13 protein-coding genes and 4 pseudogenes are annotated in these 20,833 nt (G+C 51.4%); 9 read left to right on the top strand and 8 right to left on the bottom strand.

Annotated features, from left to right (window positions below):
• Positions 1-2: 2 nt before the first annotated feature.
• From L466_RS01445 to L466_RS23395, 7 genes and pseudogenes are all read left to right on the top strand, one after another.
• The gene (locus L466_RS01445; protein ID WP_254915525.1) at positions 3-479 is read left to right on the top strand and encodes an NAD(P)(+) transhydrogenase (Re/Si-specific) subunit beta; all 477 of its coding nucleotides are present in this window, start codon (positions 3-5) and stop codon (positions 477-479) included.
• A 903-nt stretch (positions 480-1,382) separates the two neighbouring features.
• Positions 1,383-2,606 (top strand): oligosaccharide MFS transporter, encoded by a 1,224-nt coding sequence (locus L466_RS01455; RefSeq protein WP_032681790.1) that lies wholly within the window; start codon positions 1,383-1,385, stop codon positions 2,604-2,606.
• Between the two features lie 17 nt (positions 2,607-2,623).
• Positions 2,624-4,633, top strand: coding sequence for a beta-galactosidase (locus L466_RS01460; RefSeq protein WP_032681789.1), 2,010 nt, complete (start codon positions 2,624-2,626; stop codon positions 4,631-4,633).
• 20 nt (positions 4,634-4,653) lie between these two features.
• Complete coding sequence (araC, locus tag L466_RS01465; protein ID WP_032681788.1) at positions 4,654-5,526, top strand: arabinose operon transcriptional regulator AraC; 873 nt, start codon at positions 4,654-4,656, stop codon at positions 5,524-5,526.
• A 79-nt stretch (positions 5,527-5,605) separates the two neighbouring features.
• Positions 5,606-5,800, top strand: coding sequence for a hypothetical protein (locus L466_RS23775; RefSeq protein WP_140418745.1), 195 nt, complete (start codon positions 5,606-5,608; stop codon positions 5,798-5,800).
• 135 nt (positions 5,801-5,935) lie between these two features.
• Positions 5,936-6,136: pseudogene (locus L466_RS23400) on the top strand (IS110 family transposase); the annotation flags it as partial.
• Positions 6,137-6,206: 70 nt separating this feature from the next.
• Positions 6,207-6,485: pseudogene (locus L466_RS23395) on the top strand (IS3 family transposase); the annotation flags it as partial.
• A 53-nt stretch (positions 6,486-6,538) separates the two neighbouring features.
• Here the strand turns inward: L466_RS23395 and L466_RS0122700 are convergent.
• The 4 genes and pseudogenes from L466_RS0122700 to L466_RS01475 all read right to left on the bottom strand — a co-directional run.
• Positions 6,539-6,868: pseudogene (locus L466_RS0122700) on the bottom strand (putative zinc ribbon protein); the annotation flags it as partial.
• 156 nt (positions 6,869-7,024) lie between these two features.
• Positions 7,025-7,417: pseudogene (locus tag L466_RS23390) on the bottom strand (putative zinc ribbon protein).
• 117 nt (positions 7,418-7,534) lie between these two features.
• Positions 7,535-7,741 (bottom strand): helix-turn-helix transcriptional regulator, encoded by a 207-nt coding sequence (locus L466_RS01470; protein ID WP_032682063.1) that lies wholly within the window; start codon positions 7,739-7,741, stop codon positions 7,535-7,537.
• 107 nt (positions 7,742-7,848) lie between these two features.
• Complete coding sequence (locus L466_RS01475) at positions 7,849-8,427, bottom strand: YagK/YfjJ domain-containing protein (protein ID WP_032681784.1); 579 nt, start codon at positions 8,425-8,427, stop codon at positions 7,849-7,851.
• A 415-nt stretch (positions 8,428-8,842) separates the two neighbouring features.
• On the opposite strand from L466_RS01475, the gene L466_RS01480 reads away from it, so the two are divergent.
• The gene (locus tag L466_RS01480; RefSeq protein ID WP_032681782.1) at positions 8,843-9,760 is read left to right on the top strand and encodes a hypothetical protein; all 918 of its coding nucleotides are present in this window, start codon (positions 8,843-8,845) and stop codon (positions 9,758-9,760) included.
• Positions 9,761-10,106: 346 nt separating this feature from the next.
• Here the strand turns inward: L466_RS01480 and lpxP are convergent, their stop codons facing one another.
• The 3 genes from lpxP to L466_RS24170 form a co-directional block, all read right to left on the bottom strand.
• Positions 10,107-11,015 carry a kdo(2)-lipid IV(A) palmitoleoyltransferase gene (gene lpxP / locus L466_RS01485; RefSeq protein ID WP_016239703.1) on the bottom strand — a complete coding sequence of 303 codons (909 nt, stop codon included), beginning with the start codon at positions 11,013-11,015 and terminating at the stop codon, positions 10,107-10,109.
• Between the two features lie 202 nt (positions 11,016-11,217).
• Positions 11,218-11,490 (bottom strand): hypothetical protein, encoded by a 273-nt coding sequence (locus tag L466_RS23845; protein ID WP_176399547.1) that lies wholly within the window; start codon positions 11,488-11,490, stop codon positions 11,218-11,220.
• A gap of 79 nt (positions 11,491-11,569) precedes the next feature.
• Positions 11,570-11,746: a YnfU family zinc-binding protein gene (locus tag L466_RS24170; protein WP_213076229.1), complete on the bottom strand. Its 177-nt coding sequence runs from the start codon at positions 11,744-11,746 to the stop codon at positions 11,570-11,572.
• Positions 11,747-11,899: 153 nt separating this feature from the next.
• Here L466_RS24170 and L466_RS01490 point away from each other — a divergent pair, with 153 nt between their 5' ends.
• Positions 11,900-12,133 (top strand): hypothetical protein, encoded by a 234-nt coding sequence (locus L466_RS01490; protein WP_032682062.1) that lies wholly within the window; start codon positions 11,900-11,902, stop codon positions 12,131-12,133.
• A gap of 19 nt (positions 12,134-12,152) precedes the next feature.
• Here the strand turns inward: L466_RS01490 and L466_RS01495 are convergent, their stop codons facing one another.
• Positions 12,153-20,735, bottom strand: coding sequence for a GH36-type glycosyl hydrolase domain-containing protein (locus L466_RS01495; RefSeq protein ID WP_032681779.1), 8,583 nt, complete (start codon positions 20,733-20,735; stop codon positions 12,153-12,155).
• Between the last annotated feature and the right edge of the window lie 98 nt (positions 20,736-20,833).

Raw genomic sequence — 20,833 nt, 5'->3', positions numbered from 1 at the left:
GTTTGCTTCCTGCAGGATTGAAATGGTGTGTAAGGGCCTACGCGAGTGTATTTTGTCAGCCCCGCTTACAGGAATTGACCAGTCGGCTGATTGCGCTAGGCGTAAAGGTACGATTCGGTATCCATCCAGTAGCCGGGCGTTTACCGGGACATATGAACATGCTGCTGGCGGAAGCACAAGTCTCCTACGATATAGTGCTGGAGATGGAGGAGATTAATGACGACTTCAGTGATACCGACGTGGTGCTGGTCATCGGCGCCAACGACACCGTTAACCCTGCTGCACAGGAAGATCCCGGAAGCCCCATCGCAGGTATGCCGGTACTGGAAGTGTGGAAAGCACAGCAGGTGGTGGTGTTCAAACGTTCGATGAATACTGGCTACGCAGGCGTACAGAACCCCCTGTTCTTTAGAGAAAATACCACTATGCTGTTTGGTGATGCAAAAGCGAGCATAGAGGCGATACTTGCGCAGCTCTAATTAATTGATTAGACGTACTGGATGCATTGCAGAGGGTGATGGAAGAGTACATCACCACCTGAAATTTTGCTCGAGTCAGAATCAGGGTATTACATTGAATATCAACACTGTTCGCCCGGCGCAAGATAGTTCTGACACATCGTTAAAAGTAAGAAGCTCATCCTGAGGTCGGTTGTGCCAGTAGGGTAATGGCTTAACAGAAGGACAGATTCAAGATGAGCTTCAGGTGAATTACATTGCCTGTGACATAAGCTAAAGGCAGTGATGAAACTTAGGGTAAAGTATGAATGAGCATGTGGTTCTAAAATTTCTTGATTAGCTGGATATATTTTTCGGTACATATCACATTCGGTAGTAAAGATGCATTTTTCTGCACACCTAGGATACCCAGACAGTCTTCAATAAATGAATGGGCTTATCATCATGATTTCTCATCTTGACCATCATGTTCTGACTACCCGCGCTCGGCAGGCTTGTGTCGAGTTCTATCGCGACGTGCTTGGTATGGAAGTGATTCTGTTCGGTGCAGACAGAACGGCACTTAAATTTGGGCAGCAGAAAATCAACATCCATGAATATGGCAGGGAAATCGAGCCAAAGGCACATCTGCCAGTGCCCAGATCTTTGGACTTATGCTTTATCGTCCGGTTACCAATGGCAGAACTGCTTACCCACCTCAGAACTCACAACGTTGCTATTGAAGAAGGGCCTTCAAGAAGAATTGGCGCGTGTTGGAGTATTGAGTCCGTGTATCCTCGCATAATGTGAAGCAGTTCACGCTCGTCTCGCCGCAGCAGATTATTACTGGTTGATAGCGAAACATTTATGACTCCTCGTAATGCGAAACGGTAACGTTTCTCGTGTCTCTGCAACAAGATTCCTGTGTGAGAAAACGAGGGTATCATGAATAAAAATTACTCTATGAGCTGCTTGTTCTTCCTGTTTTTCTTTATCGGCTGGGGCTGCTGCTACCCCTATCTGTCGCTGTGGCTGACCGAAACCATCGGTATCAGCTATACCGACGTTGGTCTGGTTTATTCGTTTACCGCCATCATCGCGGTTTGCGTGCAGCCGCTGTTCGGTTTTATCTCCGACAAGCTGGTCTACCGTAAACACCTGATGTGGATGCTGGCCATCATCATCACGCTGTTTGCCCCTTGGTGGATCTACGTTTTCGCCCCGCTGCTGAAGTACAACGTTATTCTCGGCGCGCTGGCGGGCGGGGTGTATATCGGGATGGCCTACGGCGCGGGCTGCGGTATCTGTGAAGCCTATATTGATAAAGTCAGCCGCGCCTCCGGCTTCGAGTTTGGCCGCGCGCGCATGTTTGGCGGTATTGGAGCAGCCATCGGCACTTTTGCCGCCGGCAAGCTCTACGGTATCGATCAGAACATGATTTTCTGGCTGGCCAGCGCCGCTGGCGCCTGCCTGCTGCTGATAGTCTGGAAAACCAAGGTGGATACCTCCGGCACAGCCGGTCAACAGCAAATGAAAACCACCCCCGTCACCTTTCACGACGCGGTGGCGCTGCTGAAGCTGAAAAAGTTCTGGTTTTTCGCCATCTATACGATCGGCGTCGGCGCGGTCTATGAAACCTACGACCAGCAGTTTGCCATCTACTACAGCCACTTCTTTGAGAGCAAAGCGCGCGGCGCGGAAGTCTTCGGCTATCTGACCACCGGGCAGATCTTCCTCGATGCGGTAGTCATGTTCTTCGCCCCGTGGTTCGTCAATAAAATCGGTCCGAAAAACGCCCTGCTGTACTGCGGCATGATCATGAGCCTGCGCATCATCGGCTCGGCCTGGGCGATTGGCCCGGTTTCCATCAGCCTGATCAAACTGCTGCACGGCTTCGAGAGTTCGGTGCTGCTGGTGGCCGCGCTGAAATATATCGCCGCCAACTTCAATCCGCTGCTTTCCGCCACCGTTTATCTGATTGGCTTCCAGTTCGCCAAGAGCTTTAGCTCTATTTTCCTCTCCACCGGGATTGGCCATATGTATCAGAGCATGGGTTTCACCAGCAGTTACATCGTGCTGGGCGGCATCGCCCTGTGCTTCACCCTGCTCTCCTTTATCACATTGGATAAGGCGCGATTTTTCGCCCTGCAGACCGCAACCACACACTAATGACACGAGGTAACCGCATGTCTGATTTATATTACGGTGTCGCTTATTACGACGAATATATGCCGGAGGATCGCCTTGCGCAGGACATCGCGTTGATGCGAGAGACAGGCATCAACGTGGTGCGCATCGCAGAATCTACCTGGAGTACGCTGGAGCCGCAGGAAGGCGAATATCATTTCTACCACATCGACCGCGTGCTGAACGCCATGCACCAGGCGGGGATCGCGGTGATTATCGGTACGCCGACCTACGCGGTACCGGCATGGCTGGTGGCGAAGCACCCTGACATTCTGGTGACCACAGCCGAAGGCCAGCAAAAGTACGGCCCGCGGCAGATTATGGACATCGTGAACCCCACTTTTCGCCGCTATGCAGAGAACATTCTCCGCACATTGATGGCCCATGTGCAGAATCATCCGGCGATTATCGGCTGGCAGTTGGATAACGAAACCAAGCACTACGACAACGTCGGGCGCTATATGCAGGAAGGCTTTGTGCGCAGCTTGCAGGAAAAATATCCCAGCCTCGATCGGTTGAACCGCGACTTCGGCCTCGACTACTGGAGCAACCGCATCGACAGCTGGGATGACTTCCCGCCGGTAGAAAACACCATCAATGCCAGCCTCGCCTGCGCGTTCTCGCGCTATCAGCGCCAGCAGGTCACTGAGTATCTGGCGTGGCAGGCAGAGATCGTGCGCGAGTACGCGCAACCGCACCAGTTCGTCACCCACAACTTTGATTTCGAATGGCGCGGCTATTCGTTTGGCGTCCAGCCGCGCGTGGACCACTTTGCTGCGGCCAAAGCGCTGGATATTGCTGGGGTCGATATTTATCACCCCAGCCAGAAGCATTTAACCGGACGAGAAATTGCCTTCGGCGGCGCCATTACCCGCGGGCTAAAAGGCGGCAATAACTACTTCGTGCTGGAAACCCAGGCGCAAGGCTTTGCCCAGTGGACGCCATTCCCCTGCCAGTTGCGGCTCCAGGCCTTTAGCCACGTGGCGTCGGGCGCGGCGATGGTCTCGTACTGGCACTGGCACTCTATCCACAATTCATTTGAAACCTACTGGAAGGGGCTGCTGAGCCATGACTTTTCCCGCAACGCGACCTGGCAGGAAGCGACCACCATCGGCGCTGATTTCGCCCGACTATCGCCTCAGCTAGCGGGGCTGCGCGCGGAAAACGACGTGGCGCTGCTGATTAACAATGAAGCCATGGATGCGCTCAATCAGTTCCGCCCCGGCGACGCGCAGGGCAACGTCTATAACGATATTTTCCGCCGCTTCCACGACGCGCTGTATGACCACAATATCGCACTGGATATCATCAACGACGTCACCGAGGTGACGTCGCGCTATAAAACACTAATCGTACCCGGCCTGTACGCCGCCGATGATGGTCTGCTCACGCGGATTAACCGCTACGTTGAGCAAGGAGGACGGGCGCTGATTGGCTTTAAGTCAGGCTTCAGCGATGAAAATGTGAAGGTGCGCAGCAGCGTGCAGCCGGGTATTCTGCACAGTGCATGTGGCGTCACCTACAGTCAGTTCACCCTGCCGGAGGACGTGACCGTTGCCGCCTGTACTTCGACCCTGGACTGCCGCGAACACAACGCCGCCGAGCTGTGGATGGAGCTGTTAACGCCTGCGCCGGGTACCCGCATGCTGCTGCGCTATCAGCATCCGGCCTGGAGCGAGTATGCGGCGGCGACCGAAGCGGACTACGGCAAAGGCCGGGCGCTGTACGTTGGCTTCCTGCCGCACAAGGCGCTGATTAGCCAGCTGTTTGACACCCTGACCGACGGGCTGGAACTCCGTTCGCGCTCGTCAGCCTACCGCTATCCGTTAATTACTAGGACCCTGCGTAACCGCGACGGCAAACGCATTCACTTCCTGTTTAACTACAGCGGCGATAGTCAAGAGATGCTCGCCGAAACCAGCGGCACCGAGCTGTTAAGCGGTAGAACGGTGACGCTCGGCGAGCCATTGCGTCTCAAAGGCTGGGAATTTAGTATCATTGAAAGTTAACGGCAACGGGCGGAGGAGTTATGGAGTTAGATATCAAAGCGTTTTTGCACTTCTCACCATTGATAAAAACCTTCACCTTCAACGCCTGGGTCGTCGCTGGCTTTACGCCTATTACTCGCGGTTCAAAGCTCGACTACTACATCAACCGCCCGCAGGGGATGAAGGGTTATATCATCAACCTGACCCTGCGCGGCCAGGCGCGCGCGAAGGCGGGAGAAGGGGCGCTGCTGTTTGGCGAAAACGAACTGCTGCTGTTTCCGCCTGGCGTGCCACACCACTACGGGCGCGATGAGCACAGCGAACATTGGGACCACCTGTGGATCTACTTTATTCCACGTCCTTACTGGGTCGACTGGCTGAAGTGGGACCACACTACCCATAGTATTGGCAAAACCACGGTCAACGATCCCCAGCAGCAGCAGGCGCTACGCGATCTTTTTTATGAGGTTATCCATCACCACAATGATACCGCCCCGCTCGCCGAAGCGCTGGCGATGAACGCGCTTGAGAGGCTCATTTTGAGCTGCTTCCAGCTACAGCCGATCAGCAACCGCCATGCCCACGACCCGCGCATCAACGCCATCTGTGATTACCTGAACGAAAATATTGCCCAGGAGATGAAAATTGAGACGCTGGCAGCGATGGTTTTCCTGTCGCCTTCCAGACTGGCGCACCTGTTTAAGAATGAGTTAGGGCAGACCATCTACGCCTGGCGCGAGATGCAGCGGGTGAGTCGGGCAAAGTGGCTACTGCAGACCACCACGCTGCCGCTGAATAAAGTAGCGCTGTCGGTCGGCTATAGCGACCCGGTCTACTTCACGAAGGTGTTCCGCAAACACAACGGCATTCCGCCGGGGGAGTACCGCAAGCGCTATGCGGCGATGAAGGGCTAAAAACATCAACGGCTCCCATTCGGAGCCATTTTTAATCCTGCCGCATCGTGTTCATTTTTTATAATAATGAATCATTGTTATGAAAAGTCTTGTGATCATAAATATTGATATCCGAAATGCATTGATGACGTGCTGCGGTGAGCGTTATAGTAATGAAATGCTGTTTGCCGCGTCGGTAAAACTTAATGACTTAGGTTTTAATGCAGCAGCACTTTCCAGCGCAGCGGCATATTCCGCCAGTGAACCTTTATTAATATCGAACAGACTTGCGTAAATGGCATTTATTTCCTCACTGGTGTACGTGACTCAACAAAGGCCTGACGGCTTGTCTCTTTACTGACCTGTACGGGTTATCTGTCAGGAGATTCAATTCTGTTTTCTCACAGGAGCTCTGTCATAGCTGAAAAAGTTAACTTCCGGAAAAACAAACCGGAACCGACTTAATCGTGGTGGTGTTCGCGCAGCCAATAGTGTCCTGTATATTATCGCGAAGGGTAGATTACGGAAAGACGCGAGAACACAGGAATATGTGGCAAAGCGGGTAGCAGAAGGTTATTCTAAAATGGAAGCACTGCGTTGCCATAAGCACTATATTTCGTGTGAAGTCTAAACGCTGCTGCTAAATCAAAATCGGAAGATCAACAGTACCCAAATAATGACTTCACTCTTAGAAGGGCGTCCAGGGCAGCCAGTACTGCTGCGACACTAGGCAATGGGTCTGTCGAGCCAATAATCTGGCACCGAGCATGAGCCGGCGTGGCAGCTACAAGAATAATGCTTTGGCTGAATCGTTCCTCAGTTCGCTGAAAAAAGAACGGATCAGAAAACGTATCTATAATACCCAAGATCTGGCCCGGACCGATATCTTCGATTATATTTAAGTCTTCTATAATCGATCCCGGCGCCTAAGTCATCTCATCGGCGTCAGCCCGGAGGCCTTCGAACAGGCCTCGTTGTGAGGACAGAATTTTTCTTTGGGGGTAAACCCACACTTATCACTGAATAGCCTGTTTTATTTCGCAAATGTCACAGGCACAGTTAGCATATCGATATCTTTCACTTCCGTGCTGTAGATGTGCTGCTTGCACGCCGGACAGCATCGAAAACCATAATATTCATACTGGCATAGTACGCAGAAATAATATTTTTTTGAGGGCTCAGCGGAGGCTGAATCATCACGTTCCAGCATTGCATTAACTGCCTGCTCAAAGGCTGATATCGGTTTGTCCTGAGAAATAACCCGGTATTCACAACGCATTAAATTGCGTTCGTCAGCATCTTCCATGTCATGTTCGAAATAACCGCCGCTATCATGCGTCCAGTGCAGACGCAGGGGATTGTTGCAGGAGCGGCAGTACTAGGGCCCCCTTGAACGCGGAGACAGGTCCCGGATGTAAGTGACTTCGCCCTTGTGGTCAAGGCCGGTACGAATGGTGCGAAATTGCATGGTGTCAATCCTGTAATGATGTCCAGATAGCAAGCGGCAGATAACGTAGGCTCATTCGGTGCAATGTTCGGTACTGTGCTCACCGGTACGGCAACTCAGGCAAAACCGTTCACCGTTGTAGTGGCTATTTCAGCCAGAACAATGCCATTCCGCCTTGCGCACCAGCGGTAAGACATCCGGCACATAGCGACACAGCATGCGCACCCGCCTGGCTTCCTTAGGCTTAGGGAGTACATACGGACAATGGTGGCGTCCGTTCTCCGTCAGGTCTTCCCATGTGTGTTCAAACCATGGGAGGTTAGTACTCCATTCAGGGTGGAATACCAGCGCACTGCCGCAGAGATGGCAGGTGTAGCGGTCGTAAGGATGAAGCTGTGCATTGACCGCGCCCGTGAGACGCTTATTACCATCAAGCGCGATAAAAGATTTGGCGTAAATCGTCATAATATTGGTTCTTTGGCGGATGACGCGCAGGGCTAAGCCGTCCCAAGAAGAGCATCAGTGCAGGTCATACGACTGATGAAGTTAAATCAGGTGGGAGATGTGATTGCGTTCGATAGATTACTGACGGGACTGCGCGATGCGTTGCTGTAGCCAGGCTTCCACTTCGCTCTGAAGCCAGCGGGAGCTTCTGCCCAGCTTAATGGGCTTTGGGAACTCACCCAATGAAATGAGCTTGTAGAACCACTTGTCCGTAAGTCCCGTTAGCTTCGTGATGAACCGCATATCCACCAGTTGGTCATCGAGCAAAGAAATTTGTTCTGTCATGGTGCTGTCTTCCATTGTGGGATTACCCTGAGCTGGTGGTTGATCGCTCGTTACCACCAGCCCTTCCACATCAATGGATTGATACGTAAAAAAGTGCAGAACGTGAGTTACAGCGTGCGAGGACGCCCCAGTCCGCTTGGCGGTGGTACTTCACTGGCTCCGTAGTGATAGTGACCGTGTTTTTGCTCTTCTTTGGTGAGATAGCTGATGATGTAGCGCAGGTTATCGATGGCTTCGGTATCATCGTAGTTCACTGGCTTATCAATACTGACGTCATAAGTGGACTTGTATTCGCAGCGGTTGTAATAGCCTTCTCGTTGCGTTATTTCCCGCCATATTGTTCCGACTCTCTCAGCTATTGGGTAGGTAGCCTGGTTAAGGTGCCTGTCGAGATAGAACACGATATGGGCATGGCAGCCGTGGTCTACAGAGTTCTCGAGTACCCAGAAATTCCCAGCCAGATTTGTGTGTTGCAGGGTGCGCTCAATCAGTACACGAACTTCTCGCTCTGTTTCGTTCCATGAATGACGTTTATAGCGCTCTGTACCTTTCTGATAGAACAGGTCGAGTCTGAGTGCCTGTATTCGGGAGTATCGGTTCAGTAGCTGATTCAGGTGGTCATTGAGTAGAGAAAGTAGAAACCAGTTCATCGTGTATCTGGAATTAAAAGGGTAGGGTGTGTGCATTGATTTATCCTTTGTCAGGTGGAGTACAAAGGATTGGGATGAGATGTAATTTTTAAGAGAAGTGGGGATACGGCAGATAAAGGGAACCGTGTATCCAGGGGAATACAGGCAGGGTTGCTTGTTGGAGAAGGTGCTATGAACAGGGTGGTATAGAAACAGGGAGTCCCCTTTAATTATACTAAAAACCCAAATGTTCATATCTGCTGTTGAGCGATTCTAATGAGGTGAACAGAGGGGATTCATAGAGTAAAAACCACAGGAATAACGCAGTAAAATGTCAGAGTGTTATCACAATAAAATCAGCAGGATATCAGTTAAAAATCAGTCATTCTTCAGGTCTGTGACTCGCCTCCATCTACCAAAAAGATGTCCATGTTAATCTCTTTTCGGAAGCCAGAATCAGAGGGATGAGACGATGTTGCATTACGATATGATCCGCTACGAGATAATGTACTTAAAAACGCTTGATGGGTTTTTAAATACTGATCACTCGTTACTGTGCAGTACTTATGATACGCCGGATCAGTTTCGACATTTGATCTCTCAGATACTTGAACGGCATTTTTCTGGCGATCAGGACAGAATCAAAGCTGCGCGGAAAACACTTAAAGAATGGGCCGACCTGCAACTGATTGATAAAGATTATTTTGATTGTTTCAAAGGTACACCAAGAGCATCGTGGTTTGCTCACCATTATATTTTTGAATATCCAGTATTACCTGCAGGGTTGACACTTGGTGGGTTGGGGAATGACGCCGGTTGTTCAGGTGGTTTTAATTCTCTTTTAATGGACGATAATATCTTCACCAATTTTGATTTCTCTAATTTGAATATCGATTTGGATGATATTGATTGGGATCTGATAACAAATCCACAGGCCACTGCTTCGAAAAAACCGAAACGCGTTTTCTCCCGATTTTATCTGAACGCGGGAGCTTGTACCGCTCTGTACAACCCCTCCCCGGTAACTGAGCGTGAACTCATCAATGGTGTGATGAGATACATTGATGAAGCTCCATGCTCACTTGGAGATAAGATCTCTTATTTCAAAAAACTGCATGAGCGCTGGCTTGAGCAATATGATTTTTTTCTGACAGATTTTGACTGGATGTCACGTGATGATGAAACTCAGTTAGTTTATCTCTGGGACTATCTCAAAGGAAAAGGACGAATAGCGGGTTATCTTCGCCCTTATAATACGTCTATGCGTTATGACATGATTATTGCGGCTATAGATGTGTGGAACGTCCAACCTGAAGAGAAGCTGGAGTTTATTGAGAAGATGAAACATGCCTGGCAAGCGGCGAAATCTTATCGGCGATCTGCTAAATAGCGTTGTGATCTCAGTGGTTTCTTCGTCTGATTTCTCAGTGCTGTTATGAATCTGAATCGACTAGGGTTCTCTAACTACTCCCTCTTGTCCCGTTACGTACAGAGTACATAGCTGAGGTATGAAAATTAGAACGATTAATTCTGGCTCGAAGCGTGCAGGCTAGCTGATCTGAAGGTCCGCAATGAGCGAAAAACGGACTTTCAAATCCGAACCGGTTCAATTGATTAACCTTGGTTGTCAGTTAAGCCATCGTTAACATGAATCCGATCGGAAATTCCTTATCGAATTTTTTACAAATACGCAGTGGCAAGAAAGATAGATTCTGGCTCATGACAAGCAGAGTGGTTCATTTGTATAAAGAGACTTCGCCTTCAGGACGCGTTTTGAACCTGCGATGCATCCACAGGTATTGCTCAGGGGCACGGAGAATTTCACGCTCGATGATCTTGTTCATATAAGCTGCTGCGGCGACCTTGTCTTCCCCTGGATAGCCTGACAACGGATTGCTGATATACATGTGATAACCTTTTTTATCGCTACGTCGAATCATGCTAAGTGTGATCAAGTGTGCACCAGCTAGTTTTGACAGAGCATACGTTCCGTTCGTCGTGGCTGCTTTTTTTACCGAGAAAAAAGGTGCAAAAACGCTTCCTTTAGACCCATAATCCTGGTCTGGTGCAAACCAAACGGCTTCACCTGCTTTTAGCGCATGAACAAAACCTGATAAATTACGTCGATTAATCATAGCCTTATTTGAACGCATACGCCCTTTTGTCTGTACCCATTCCATTAATGGATCATTGTGTGGGCGATACGTTGCCATCATAGGATGGCATAACCCCATTACTCTTCCACACAACTCAAGGGACATAAAATGAATCCCGACAACCATTACTCCTCTTGTCGCACCGGTCAGGTTTTCAAGCCCTTCGACATCAAACCATTTTTTGACTCTCGCATCGCTCCAGAACCAAGCCATTCCTGTTTCCATCAGTCCCAGCCCGAGAGAAACAAAGTTTTTATTGACCATCTGACTCCGGGCAAACGGTGTCATCTCGGGAAAGCACAGTTCGATATTTCTAATCGTAATTCCTTCCCGACGTTTCAGAAAGGGTCTGGATATTTTTCCAAGGCCAGAACCCAGAATATGTAAAACCGGGTAAGGAAGTTGAACGAGAAGCCACAGCAGACCCAAACCAGACCAGGTAAGCCAGTGGCGAGGATGAAGTAAATTATGAGTAAAAGTCTGTGCCATAAATTTCCTTAATGCTAATGAAGGTTATAACGCAAAAGGAAAACAATGAGGCAATTCGTCTTTGGCGATACATTTTGTTTGAGGCAATTTAAATTCATCTAAATTCAGAAAAAATAATTTTGCAATGACTGGTAAAGAATTTAAAGAGTCAGGAATGAATTGTAAGCCAGCAAAGTTATTCTATTATAAATCCATGATTTTATCATTGATACTCAAGAAATTGTCTTCTTGATTCATCATCATCAAGGTACTCAAAAGAAAGAAGGCGAATTTTGGTAAGTTTATAAAACCACTCACAATCGTTTCGTTGAATAATTTCGCCTGGTTTGAAACATATCCCGGATGCCACCCGGATAATCGCATATTTACCATTACTAAACCTGACCCGGTGAATACAGAAAGGTTGACCGGCCTGCCCGTGACAGCTGCTTGACAGGATATGTCCTTCAATAAAAACAGATTTTTTAGATTTCATTATCATACCCTCGACAACTGCAGTACAGGAGGAACGTTGTCATTTTCCGACATCACTGACGTTAAGTGGCAGAAGCTGATCAGCCGCCGATACACCAGCATTCTGAAGGTCTGAACAACAGTCCGCAGGCAGGGCACTCAAGAACCGCATCTTTTCTTAGTTTACCTGCTTTCTGATCGGCTCTGTGCGCGCATACCGGGCAGGCAACATGAACCGGTCTTTCTTTAAAATACCTGAGCCCATTTGTATAAGACATAAATAATTCTCTGAGGAATATAGTAGTTATTATACGCTTTAATATAAAAATAGCTGGCATGAGTTATGTTAAGTTGTGTCTGAATCAGGATATCAGATATTGAAAATTGAACGTCTCATTTATGGTATACTACCCTTCCGTGAGAAATTTAAGATGAAATCAGAAGACACCCTTGACTGGTATCCGGCACAACTACCGCCTGTGAAAATTATTCTTGGCGAAGCCGTGCTGGCTGTGGGTAAACAGGGCCGACCGATTAATACCCGCACCTTGCTGGAATACCTTCAGGTCATGCAGGACAAACAAAAAAGGCGGGATGACAAAATCGCCATGCAGACTGCGATTAATGTTCTCAGGGATAATCAGCGCATTAACGGCAGACGTTAACGCACCTCCGGGATCAGTGTCAGTTCTGAATGATCTCAACCGTGTGGTTTTGTCCATCATCCTTCAGCGGTATTCTGTCATCAGGGAGGAGAACACCATCCAGCGTCACGCAATATTCTGCATCGCCGCGTGAAACACTAATCTGATAATGGCTTTCACCATATTGATATGCCATAGAAAAAGACGACCACTCATCCGGTAACCTGGCATGAACACTAAAGTCAGTGCCGGAACGTTTTATCCCCAGTAATTCCTCGGTAAGTAAACGCCAGGCCCAGCCTGCGGAACCGGTATACCAGCTCCACCCTGCACGTCCGATATGGGGAGCGACGCTGTAGACATCAGCACTCATGACATAAGGCTCAGCTTTATAAATCCCGACAGAGTCCGCATTCAGGGTATGATTTATAGGGCTGAGCATTGACCAGAGTTGCCAGGCGCGTTCGGCATTCCCCATTCGGGCAAAGGCCATCACTGCCCAGATGGCGCCATGCGTATACTGCCCTCCGTTTTCCCGCACGCCGGGCAGGTACCCCTGTATGTAGCCCGGATTTGGACCGTGTCCGTCGAAAGGAGGCGTTAACAGTTTGATCAGCCCTCCTTCGTTATCCACAAGGTGCTTATCCAGCGCCTGCATGGCCTTTGCGCACCGTCCCGGGCTCGCGGCGCCGGACAATACAGACCAGCTCTGCGCAATCGCATCAATCCGGCAGTCCTGTGAGGTTTTCGATCCCAGGGGAGTACCATCGTCAAAATACCCGCGGCGGTACCATTCCCCATCCCAGGCGTGGGCTTCGAGATTACTTTGCAGGCGCAGAGCCTGTGAACGGCACATCGCGGCGACGCTTTCATCCAGCCTGCGCTCCGCCAGCGCTGCAAACCGCTGCAAAATGTCGTACAGGAAGAAGCCCAGCCAGACGCTTTCACCTTTGCCTTCGATACCCACCCGGTTCATCCCGTCATTCCAGTCACCAGCCCCCATCAGCGGCAGGCCATGCTCCCCGAAGCGAAGTCCATAGTGAATAGCTTTGACGCAGTGTAACCAGAGTGTCTCTTCGGTGCCGCTGATGACCGGCGTGTCATAGACAGACTCTTCACCAGGCTGAAGCGAGCGTCCCTCCAGATAAGGAATGCGTATTTCCAGTGCATCCATATCCCCCGTCGTTTCAACATAGTGGCAAACAGCAAGCGGCAGCCAAAGATAGTCATCGGAACAGCGGGTACGCACACCGTTGCCGTGTGGCGGGTGCCACCAGTGCTGCACATCTCCCTCGATAAACTGCCGTGATGCACAGAGTATTATCTGTTCACGCATCCGGTTCGGAGCAGCGTGGCTCAGAGCCAGCGTATCCTGCAGCTGATCGCGAAAACCAAATGCACCGCCAGACTGATAGTAGCCACTCCGGGCCATAAGACGGCAGGCGACCGTCTGATACAACAGCCAGCCATTAACCAGTAAATTTACGGACGTGTCGGGGGTGTTAACTACGATTTTATCGAGCACATTGTGCCAGTGATTATGAATCCGGTTCAGCTCCTGGCGGACCGTATCCTCGTTCATGTAGCGGGCCAGCGTCTCCTGAGCACAAACATCATTCTCCTCTGCGCCGAGGATAAAAATAAACGTCCTCTGGTCCCCGTCAATTAATGTAACCGCCGATTGCACCGCTCCGCAGGGATCCAGACCGGCCCCCGTCTTACCAGAAAGCTTTTGCAGTTTCATGGCCGAAGGGGCGTGAAGGGAACCATTACGGCCAATAAACTCCCGGCGGTCCCCTGTCAGAGAACAGTCATTACCGCTGACGGCAAAAAATGCAGTTCGGCCGCCACCATTATCACCATAAAAGTTATTCGCAAGCACCCCGCAGCCGGCGGGCGTTCTGGCCACATGTGTCACAATGTGAGGGGCTGAGCGCGTTCGTGTTTCTCCGAGCGTCCACTCTACATAGCCTGTGACGGAAAGTTGACGTGTCCGTCCCGAAGAGTTACTGAGCGTCAGGAGCACCAGTTTAACCGGATCTTCTTCAGCAACCAGGACCGTCAACTCGCTGTCTATACCACTCTCACGATGGGCAAAAACGCTGTAGCCAAAACCATGGCGGGTCAGGTAATCACCGTGTCCGCGAACAGGTAAAGCCGTCGGCGACCAGCACTCCCCGCTCTCTTCATCGCGCAGGTAAAATGCCTCGCCGCTGCGATCGCTCACCGGATCGTTCTCCCACGGCGTCAACCGGTATTCATGGGCATTCTCATACCAGGTATAGGCCTGCCCTGCCTCTGAGATCACGCTGCCAAAACGGGAATTTGCCAGTATGTTCGACCAGGGAGCCGGTGTAAGCGCATTTTCCCGAAGGACGATCTGATACTCCCGCCCATCCTGAGAAAATCCACCGTACCCATTGAAATGGCATAACTGACTGGTATCAGGGCTCCAGTCCGTATGTTGATTACGCTCGCGCACAGCACGCGGAATGAATGCCCTTGCCGGCGATTTCAGGGTATGAATACGCTGGTTAAGCTGCTCAATAATACCCCCTGCGCGGTCATCAAGATAAAGACAGGCCACGCTCATCAAAAGCAACTTATCCTCAGCGGAGAGATGCTCACCGTTGCGGACAAAAAGCCCGCCCTTTTTATCCAGCAGACTGGCTTCAGACCCGGCATAAATTAACTCCATAATCTGATTTTGTAATCCCTGCTGGTAGCCGCCGGGGCTGTTATTCAGGATAACCAAATCAACATTCAACCCTTTCTGTCTCCAGTAACGATGTGCCTGAATCAGTGTGGTCACTGAGGTGATACTTTCCTCGCTGGTTATACTCAGCAGCACTATCGGCAGATCCCCTGAAATTGCCCAGCCCCACAGTCCGGACTGGCCACGCCGGTTGCGGCCGATCGCCTGTCCTTCGGCGCGCAGCTCCTGGACAGGGTAAAGCACAGCGCTGGCGAGACAATTGAACAACGTGGCATCATCTTCACTGGCGTTCATCTGGCGCAATACCACCAGACTGTGAGACCAGGCCAGTTCAAAGACGCGATCGGCGATAGGGTAATCGCGATATTTCTCCAGCAACGCCAGGCTCTGCTGACGGGTCTCGCTGATGCCATAAATGATATCAATCGTAACCGGCTGCCCCGGCTGCAGAATGATGGCGTTGCGAATTGCCAGTATCGGATCCAGCACCGAGCCCGACGTGTTGCTTAGCATCCCTCCCGTCTCTATTGCCTGGGCATTCTCAGGGTTTCTGCCACGTCCAATAAACCTTGCCCTGTCCGTTTCAAACGACACGTTATGTCGGTTATCGCCATGCACCACCATCATGTGAAACAGGCAAGGGCCCGGTTCATCCGGTGAGCGCGGGCGCCGGTGGCAAAGAATAGCGTCACGCTCAGGAGCCAGCTCAGTCTGAATAAACAAATTGCTGAATGCCGGGTGTGCCAGATCGCTGGCATCAGGTGCCAGTACCACTTCAGCATAGGTTGTCAGCTCCAGAGAGCGAGGCTTGCGACCACGATGAATCAGTGTGAGCCGTCGCAATTCAACATCATCCTCCGGAGAGATCACCACCTGAGTTTTGACGCTGAGTCCCCCGAAGCTGCATCTGAATTCTGCCCCCGCATCGGTGAACAACACTTCCTCGTCTTGTCCGCTGGTGTAGCCTGTCGGTTGCCAGGTATTGCTCCACACATCTCCCGTCTGGGTATCGCGGATGTAGCAGAATGCTCCCCAGTTATCACGGGTGGTATCACTGCGCCAGCGCGTTAGTGCAATATCCTTCCAGCGACTGTAACCACCGCCCCCCGCAGTCAACATCAGATGATAATGGCCGTTGGACAGCAGTTGAATATCCGGGGCGGGAGTATCCACGCTATAGAAAATACGGGGTTCATAGCGGACGGGTTTGACCCTGCCCTCATGAGATTCAAAATGACGGCGCGGACTGTACAGATCGACCGCATCCGGCACGCGCTCCTGTAACAGCAGACTCGCTGACCGGAATACCGTGCTGGACATAAAGCGTTCAGTCATGGGGGCGTCAAGCAGCACATGAGCCAGCGCCTGAAATGCCATACCCTGGTGATGCGCCATCCAGGACTGTACCACCGCATAGAGCTGACCGGTTGCAAGACGTGAGGGGGTATAGTCCAGCGCTTCATAAAAACCGTATTCTCCGCGTGCACCATTTTTTTGCAGCCTGAACAGGTTCTCACAGGCTCTCTGTGGGGAAACCATCAGGGCCAGCAGCGTGGCGTAAGGAGCAACAACCATGTCATCGGCAAGTCCCCTGCGCAGACCGAGCCCCGGTACGCCAAATGCCTGATACTGATAATTATGCTGAACATCAAAAGCATGATAGCCAGACTCTGAAACACCCCATGGTACCCCGCGTTCTTTCCCCCAGTGAATCTGGCGCATAACCGCCGACTGACTCATTTCATCGAGCAAGCTGCCGGGCCAGGTGGGCATCACTAGATTCGGCATCAGATATTCAAACATGGATCCGCTCCATGACATCAGGGCAGTTTCATTATCAATCGTGGTAAACAATCGACCCAGCGCGTACCAGCTTTTAAGAGGCAGCTGATTAGTCGCAATGGCAAGAAAACTGGTCAGGCGGATTTCAGACGGCAGGAGATCGTAGTGGCTCTTGTCAGGCATATTGGTGTCACAGTTATAACCGACGCTGAGCAGACTGGTTGCTTCACTGTACAGAAAGGCGAAATCCATCCGGGCATGCTCATCCAGCCGCTGTTCCAGCTCGGTGATAATATTGAGTCGCATTCGGGCCTGCTCCGCCACTGACGCCGGAGCCATTCCTGTACCGGTTAATGTCGGACGGGCAAGCTCGCTCAGCGTCGGCAGCGTCTGTTCATTCCAGGATGCAGGCAACCAGCCAAGCAACAGAGACCACTCATGGCAAAGCTGAACCAGTTGATGCTCCAGATGTCCAGCCCAGCGCATCTGAAGAGGAGATCCCTGATGACATGCGCTGGTCAGATGGTTGCACTGGGTGCGCATGCTTTTCAGTTCGCTGAAAAGCGCCTGCGGAGAGAGCGACACCGCGTTCAGGCAATGCTTGCGCAGCAGTCTCAGGCTGTCAGGTGGGTTCTTACCCCACTGTTTTTCCAGAATATCCAGCGTATCGTTCAGTCCTGCCAGTATCTGTTGGTTGCTTAAAACAGGCTGATGACGCATGGCGGACAGACCTGCACGCAGGGTCAATAAATGCCCGGCCATATTGCCGCTGTCGACGCTGGAGATATAGCGTGGACTTAGGGGGACCAGCGTACGGGTGTCATACCAGTTGTAGAGATGGCCCCGGTAGTGCTCCATTTTATCCATCGTGTCGAGCGTGAGCGACACGCGCCGGAGCACCTCTCCGCCAGGCAGGTAGCCAAAGTCCCATGCCGTCAGGTTAGCCATAAGTGAAAGACCAATATTGGTAGGAGAAGTTCGGTGTGCCACCGTCGGTTGTGGTATTTCCTGATAATTATCAGGCGGAAGCCAGTTCTCTTTTGCTGTGGCAAATGTTTCAAAAAAAGCCCAGATTTCACGGCTTGTCTGGCGTAACAGCTGTTTTTGTTCCTGGTTAGGCGAAAAAACCTTACGCACGGGCTGGCGACTCAGCCAGCTCATCAGCAGTGGTGCCACACACCATACCAAACCGATCGGTAACGCAATCCCCAGCAGCTGTGGGGCAAATTGTCCGGTCAGTATTGTCAGCGCCACGCCACCGGCAACGTTCAGCCACATCGCCTGATAAAAACGTGCAACAGTGGGTCTGGCCTGACTGCTGTCCTGGCTGTGGCTGACCCACTGGCTGAGGTGACGCCTGTTTATCCCCAGTCGCCATAGCGTCACGGCGATCGCTTTCAGCGAATATCCGGCTTCGTGCGGCAGTATCGCAAAATTAAGGCTGATACCTGACAGACGCTTTAGCGCGCCCGCCCCCACCAGTAACAGATGCGGCTTCACGCGGCGACGCAGAGGTTTATGCAGAAGGTCGTGGCTAATGCAGAGGATGGTTGGCAACAGCCATATCAGCAACAGTATGCCCAGCCAGTAAACCGGATTGGGTACCCAAAGCAGAGTGAAGAACAGCAATACCAGTAAGGAGGGGGCGACCAGACTGCGACGTAGATTATCGAGTAATTTCCAGTAAGAAAGCGCGGTCAGCGGATTCCTGCCCCGGGTTCCATCGGCTTTTCTGACGCGTGGTTTCAGCCAGTTAAGTAGTTGCCAGTCACCCCGGATCCAGCGTGAACGTCGTGCAACATCCGACAGATAATTATTAGGATACTGTTCGTACAGTAATACCTCGCTCAGCAGACCCGAACGTGCATAGCATCCTTCAAGCAGATCGTGGCTGAGTACCAGATTTTCTGGGCAGATGTTGGTAGTGGCCTGCATAAAAATATCAACATCGTAAATCCCTTTGCCCACAAACGAGCCTTCCCCAAAGAGATCCTGATAGATATCCGAAGACATCATCGAATAAGGGTTATTGCCCGGTACGCTGCTGCGCAGGGCTGCGTAACGCCCCTGACCGTTGCGTGGTATCTCCTCCGCAAGACCGGGCTGTAAAATACCGAATCCTTTGACAACCCTCTGGCGTACCGGATCATACTCAGGCGTATTCAGCGGATGCGCCATCGTCGCGACGAGTTTGTGTGCCGTATCGCGCGGGAGCACCGTATCGCTGTCCAGGGTAATGACGTATTTTATGTGACCCGGTAAAAGGTGGGCAGGCATCTCTGCAACGCTGACGAATTGCGTTCCGGGATGGCGCAACCAGCTGTTCAGTAACGCCAGTTTTCCCCGCTTGCGTTCATAGCCCATCCACGCTCCTTCCGAGGGGTTCCATTCAGGCTGGCGATGTAACAGATAAAAACGTGGTCGGCCGGAGGGGTAGCGGCGATTAAGCGCCTGCGTATCGGCGATAGCCTGTCTGAGCAGCGCGTGACTTTCCGGCGAGGGTTCATTTTCAGAATCAGCAAAATCAGTGAGCAGCGCGAACCTGAGATTTTCGTTTTCATTCCCTAACCAGCAGACTTCAAGACTGGTGAGGAGCTGGCTGAAACTTTCGTGGCTGGTCAACATGCAGGGAATGACTAACATGGTGGCACTGTCAGCGGGAATCCCGGCTGAAAAATCCATCCCCGGCAAGGGTCGAGGAACGCGAAAACGGGTGGTTGCATCACTGAGTAAATCGCTCATTAACTGAGTCAAAGCGATAATCAGAGGCAATATCACCGCGATCAACAGCCAGTCTGTGCCCTGCATGGCGGTTTCGTGCAATATTGCTGCGGTCGCTGCGGTTGTCAGCAGCGTCAGGCTTCCAATCCATGACAGCAGGGTTATTCTGTTGAAACTGTGCCGCAAGCGTAGGAGCCTTGAGGCGTCTGCCAGGAGATGAATATCCAGCGCCTGTCGACCTTCGCCCGCAAGATAATAACCAACATGATGTTCCGGTGTATCGGGCGCTTTTTCCTCTGAAAACGCCAGCACTTTCTCTGCAACCTCAGGCTCGCTGAGACCGCTGTCTCTGGCCAGAACCTCCACTACGTGCCGGTAATGATCCCGGGTATTGAAGTGCATCCGGGGATAGATGCCGGCAGGATCATTGCGTAATGTCTGTTCGACAACGCTTATCGTTTCGGCGAAATCAGCCCAGTCCGTTTCACTCAATAATCGCAGGCCCGCAATGCTGTTACTTACGGACAGCTGGCTGGCGGCAAGCTGCTGATTGAAACTATGTATGAGAACGTCAGTGGTGATCCCCTGTTCCCGAAGGCACTGATCAACCCAGGTCAGAGGTAACGACAGCGCGTTGCCATGCCCCTGCAGGCGCCGCACCAGCTCTGCGACAAACGCACTGGTTAACGGAGGCCGGGAGCGCGCCATATCGGCAACCACCATGATTAAATCACCAGGCGCACTCTCTGCGCATTCGACAATCCTTGTTATCCACGTATCGGCAAGGTTTCTGTCTTGCTGCGCTTTTATCACTTCCATACTGATACGACGAAGATTTTCAATCAGCGCCAGGCGCAGCATTCCCGGTAACGCCCAGACTTCACCCAGCGTCAGCGGCGTCACCTGTTGATAGGCAGTGAGATAGCTGGTCAGGCTGGCGGCATCCCAGCGGCCATCGCCGTGAGCAATAGCCTCTGATGCAATATGATAAATTCGTGGGCAATTCAGCGGCGATACCAGCGACGGAAGACCTTTGCCAAAGCTTTTCGGCAGATGCTGGCGGACAGTGCGGATTTGTTCCTCAATCAGATAATAATTGTCCAGCAGCCATTCACCAGCGGGCATGATACTAGTCTTTTTACCCGCGTTAAGCTCATAGCAGTTTTGGGTAATGACGGCCTCATTGTCGCCAAGCCGTTTCAGAAGATAATAAGGATGCTTATCCGGTGATACTTTATGAGTCCGCGCCAGCTTCTGGCCGTAGCGTTCCATCTGGACGGTCGAAAAGAGTTCTGACCGCGGCGAGCTTTCACCGGCAGGATCGTTCGCCGAAAACGTTATGTTTTCGGCAGCATTCATCAGTATACGGGAGCGGTTAAACCACGCTCTGGGGATCATTTTCATAGCATTGCTCTGATGCGACGTTAGCGCGCAGGAGCAGTTGCGAAATCAGTTCAGAAACGTTCTCTCAGGATGGGCGTCAGGCATCAGGGATTTAACAG

It is taken from the genome of Enterobacter sp. BIDMC 30 (assembly GCF_000534355.1).
Lineage (GTDB): Bacteria > Pseudomonadota > Gammaproteobacteria > Enterobacterales > Enterobacteriaceae > Enterobacter > Enterobacter ludwigii.
This window is presented reverse-complemented; position numbering and strand designations above follow the sequence as displayed.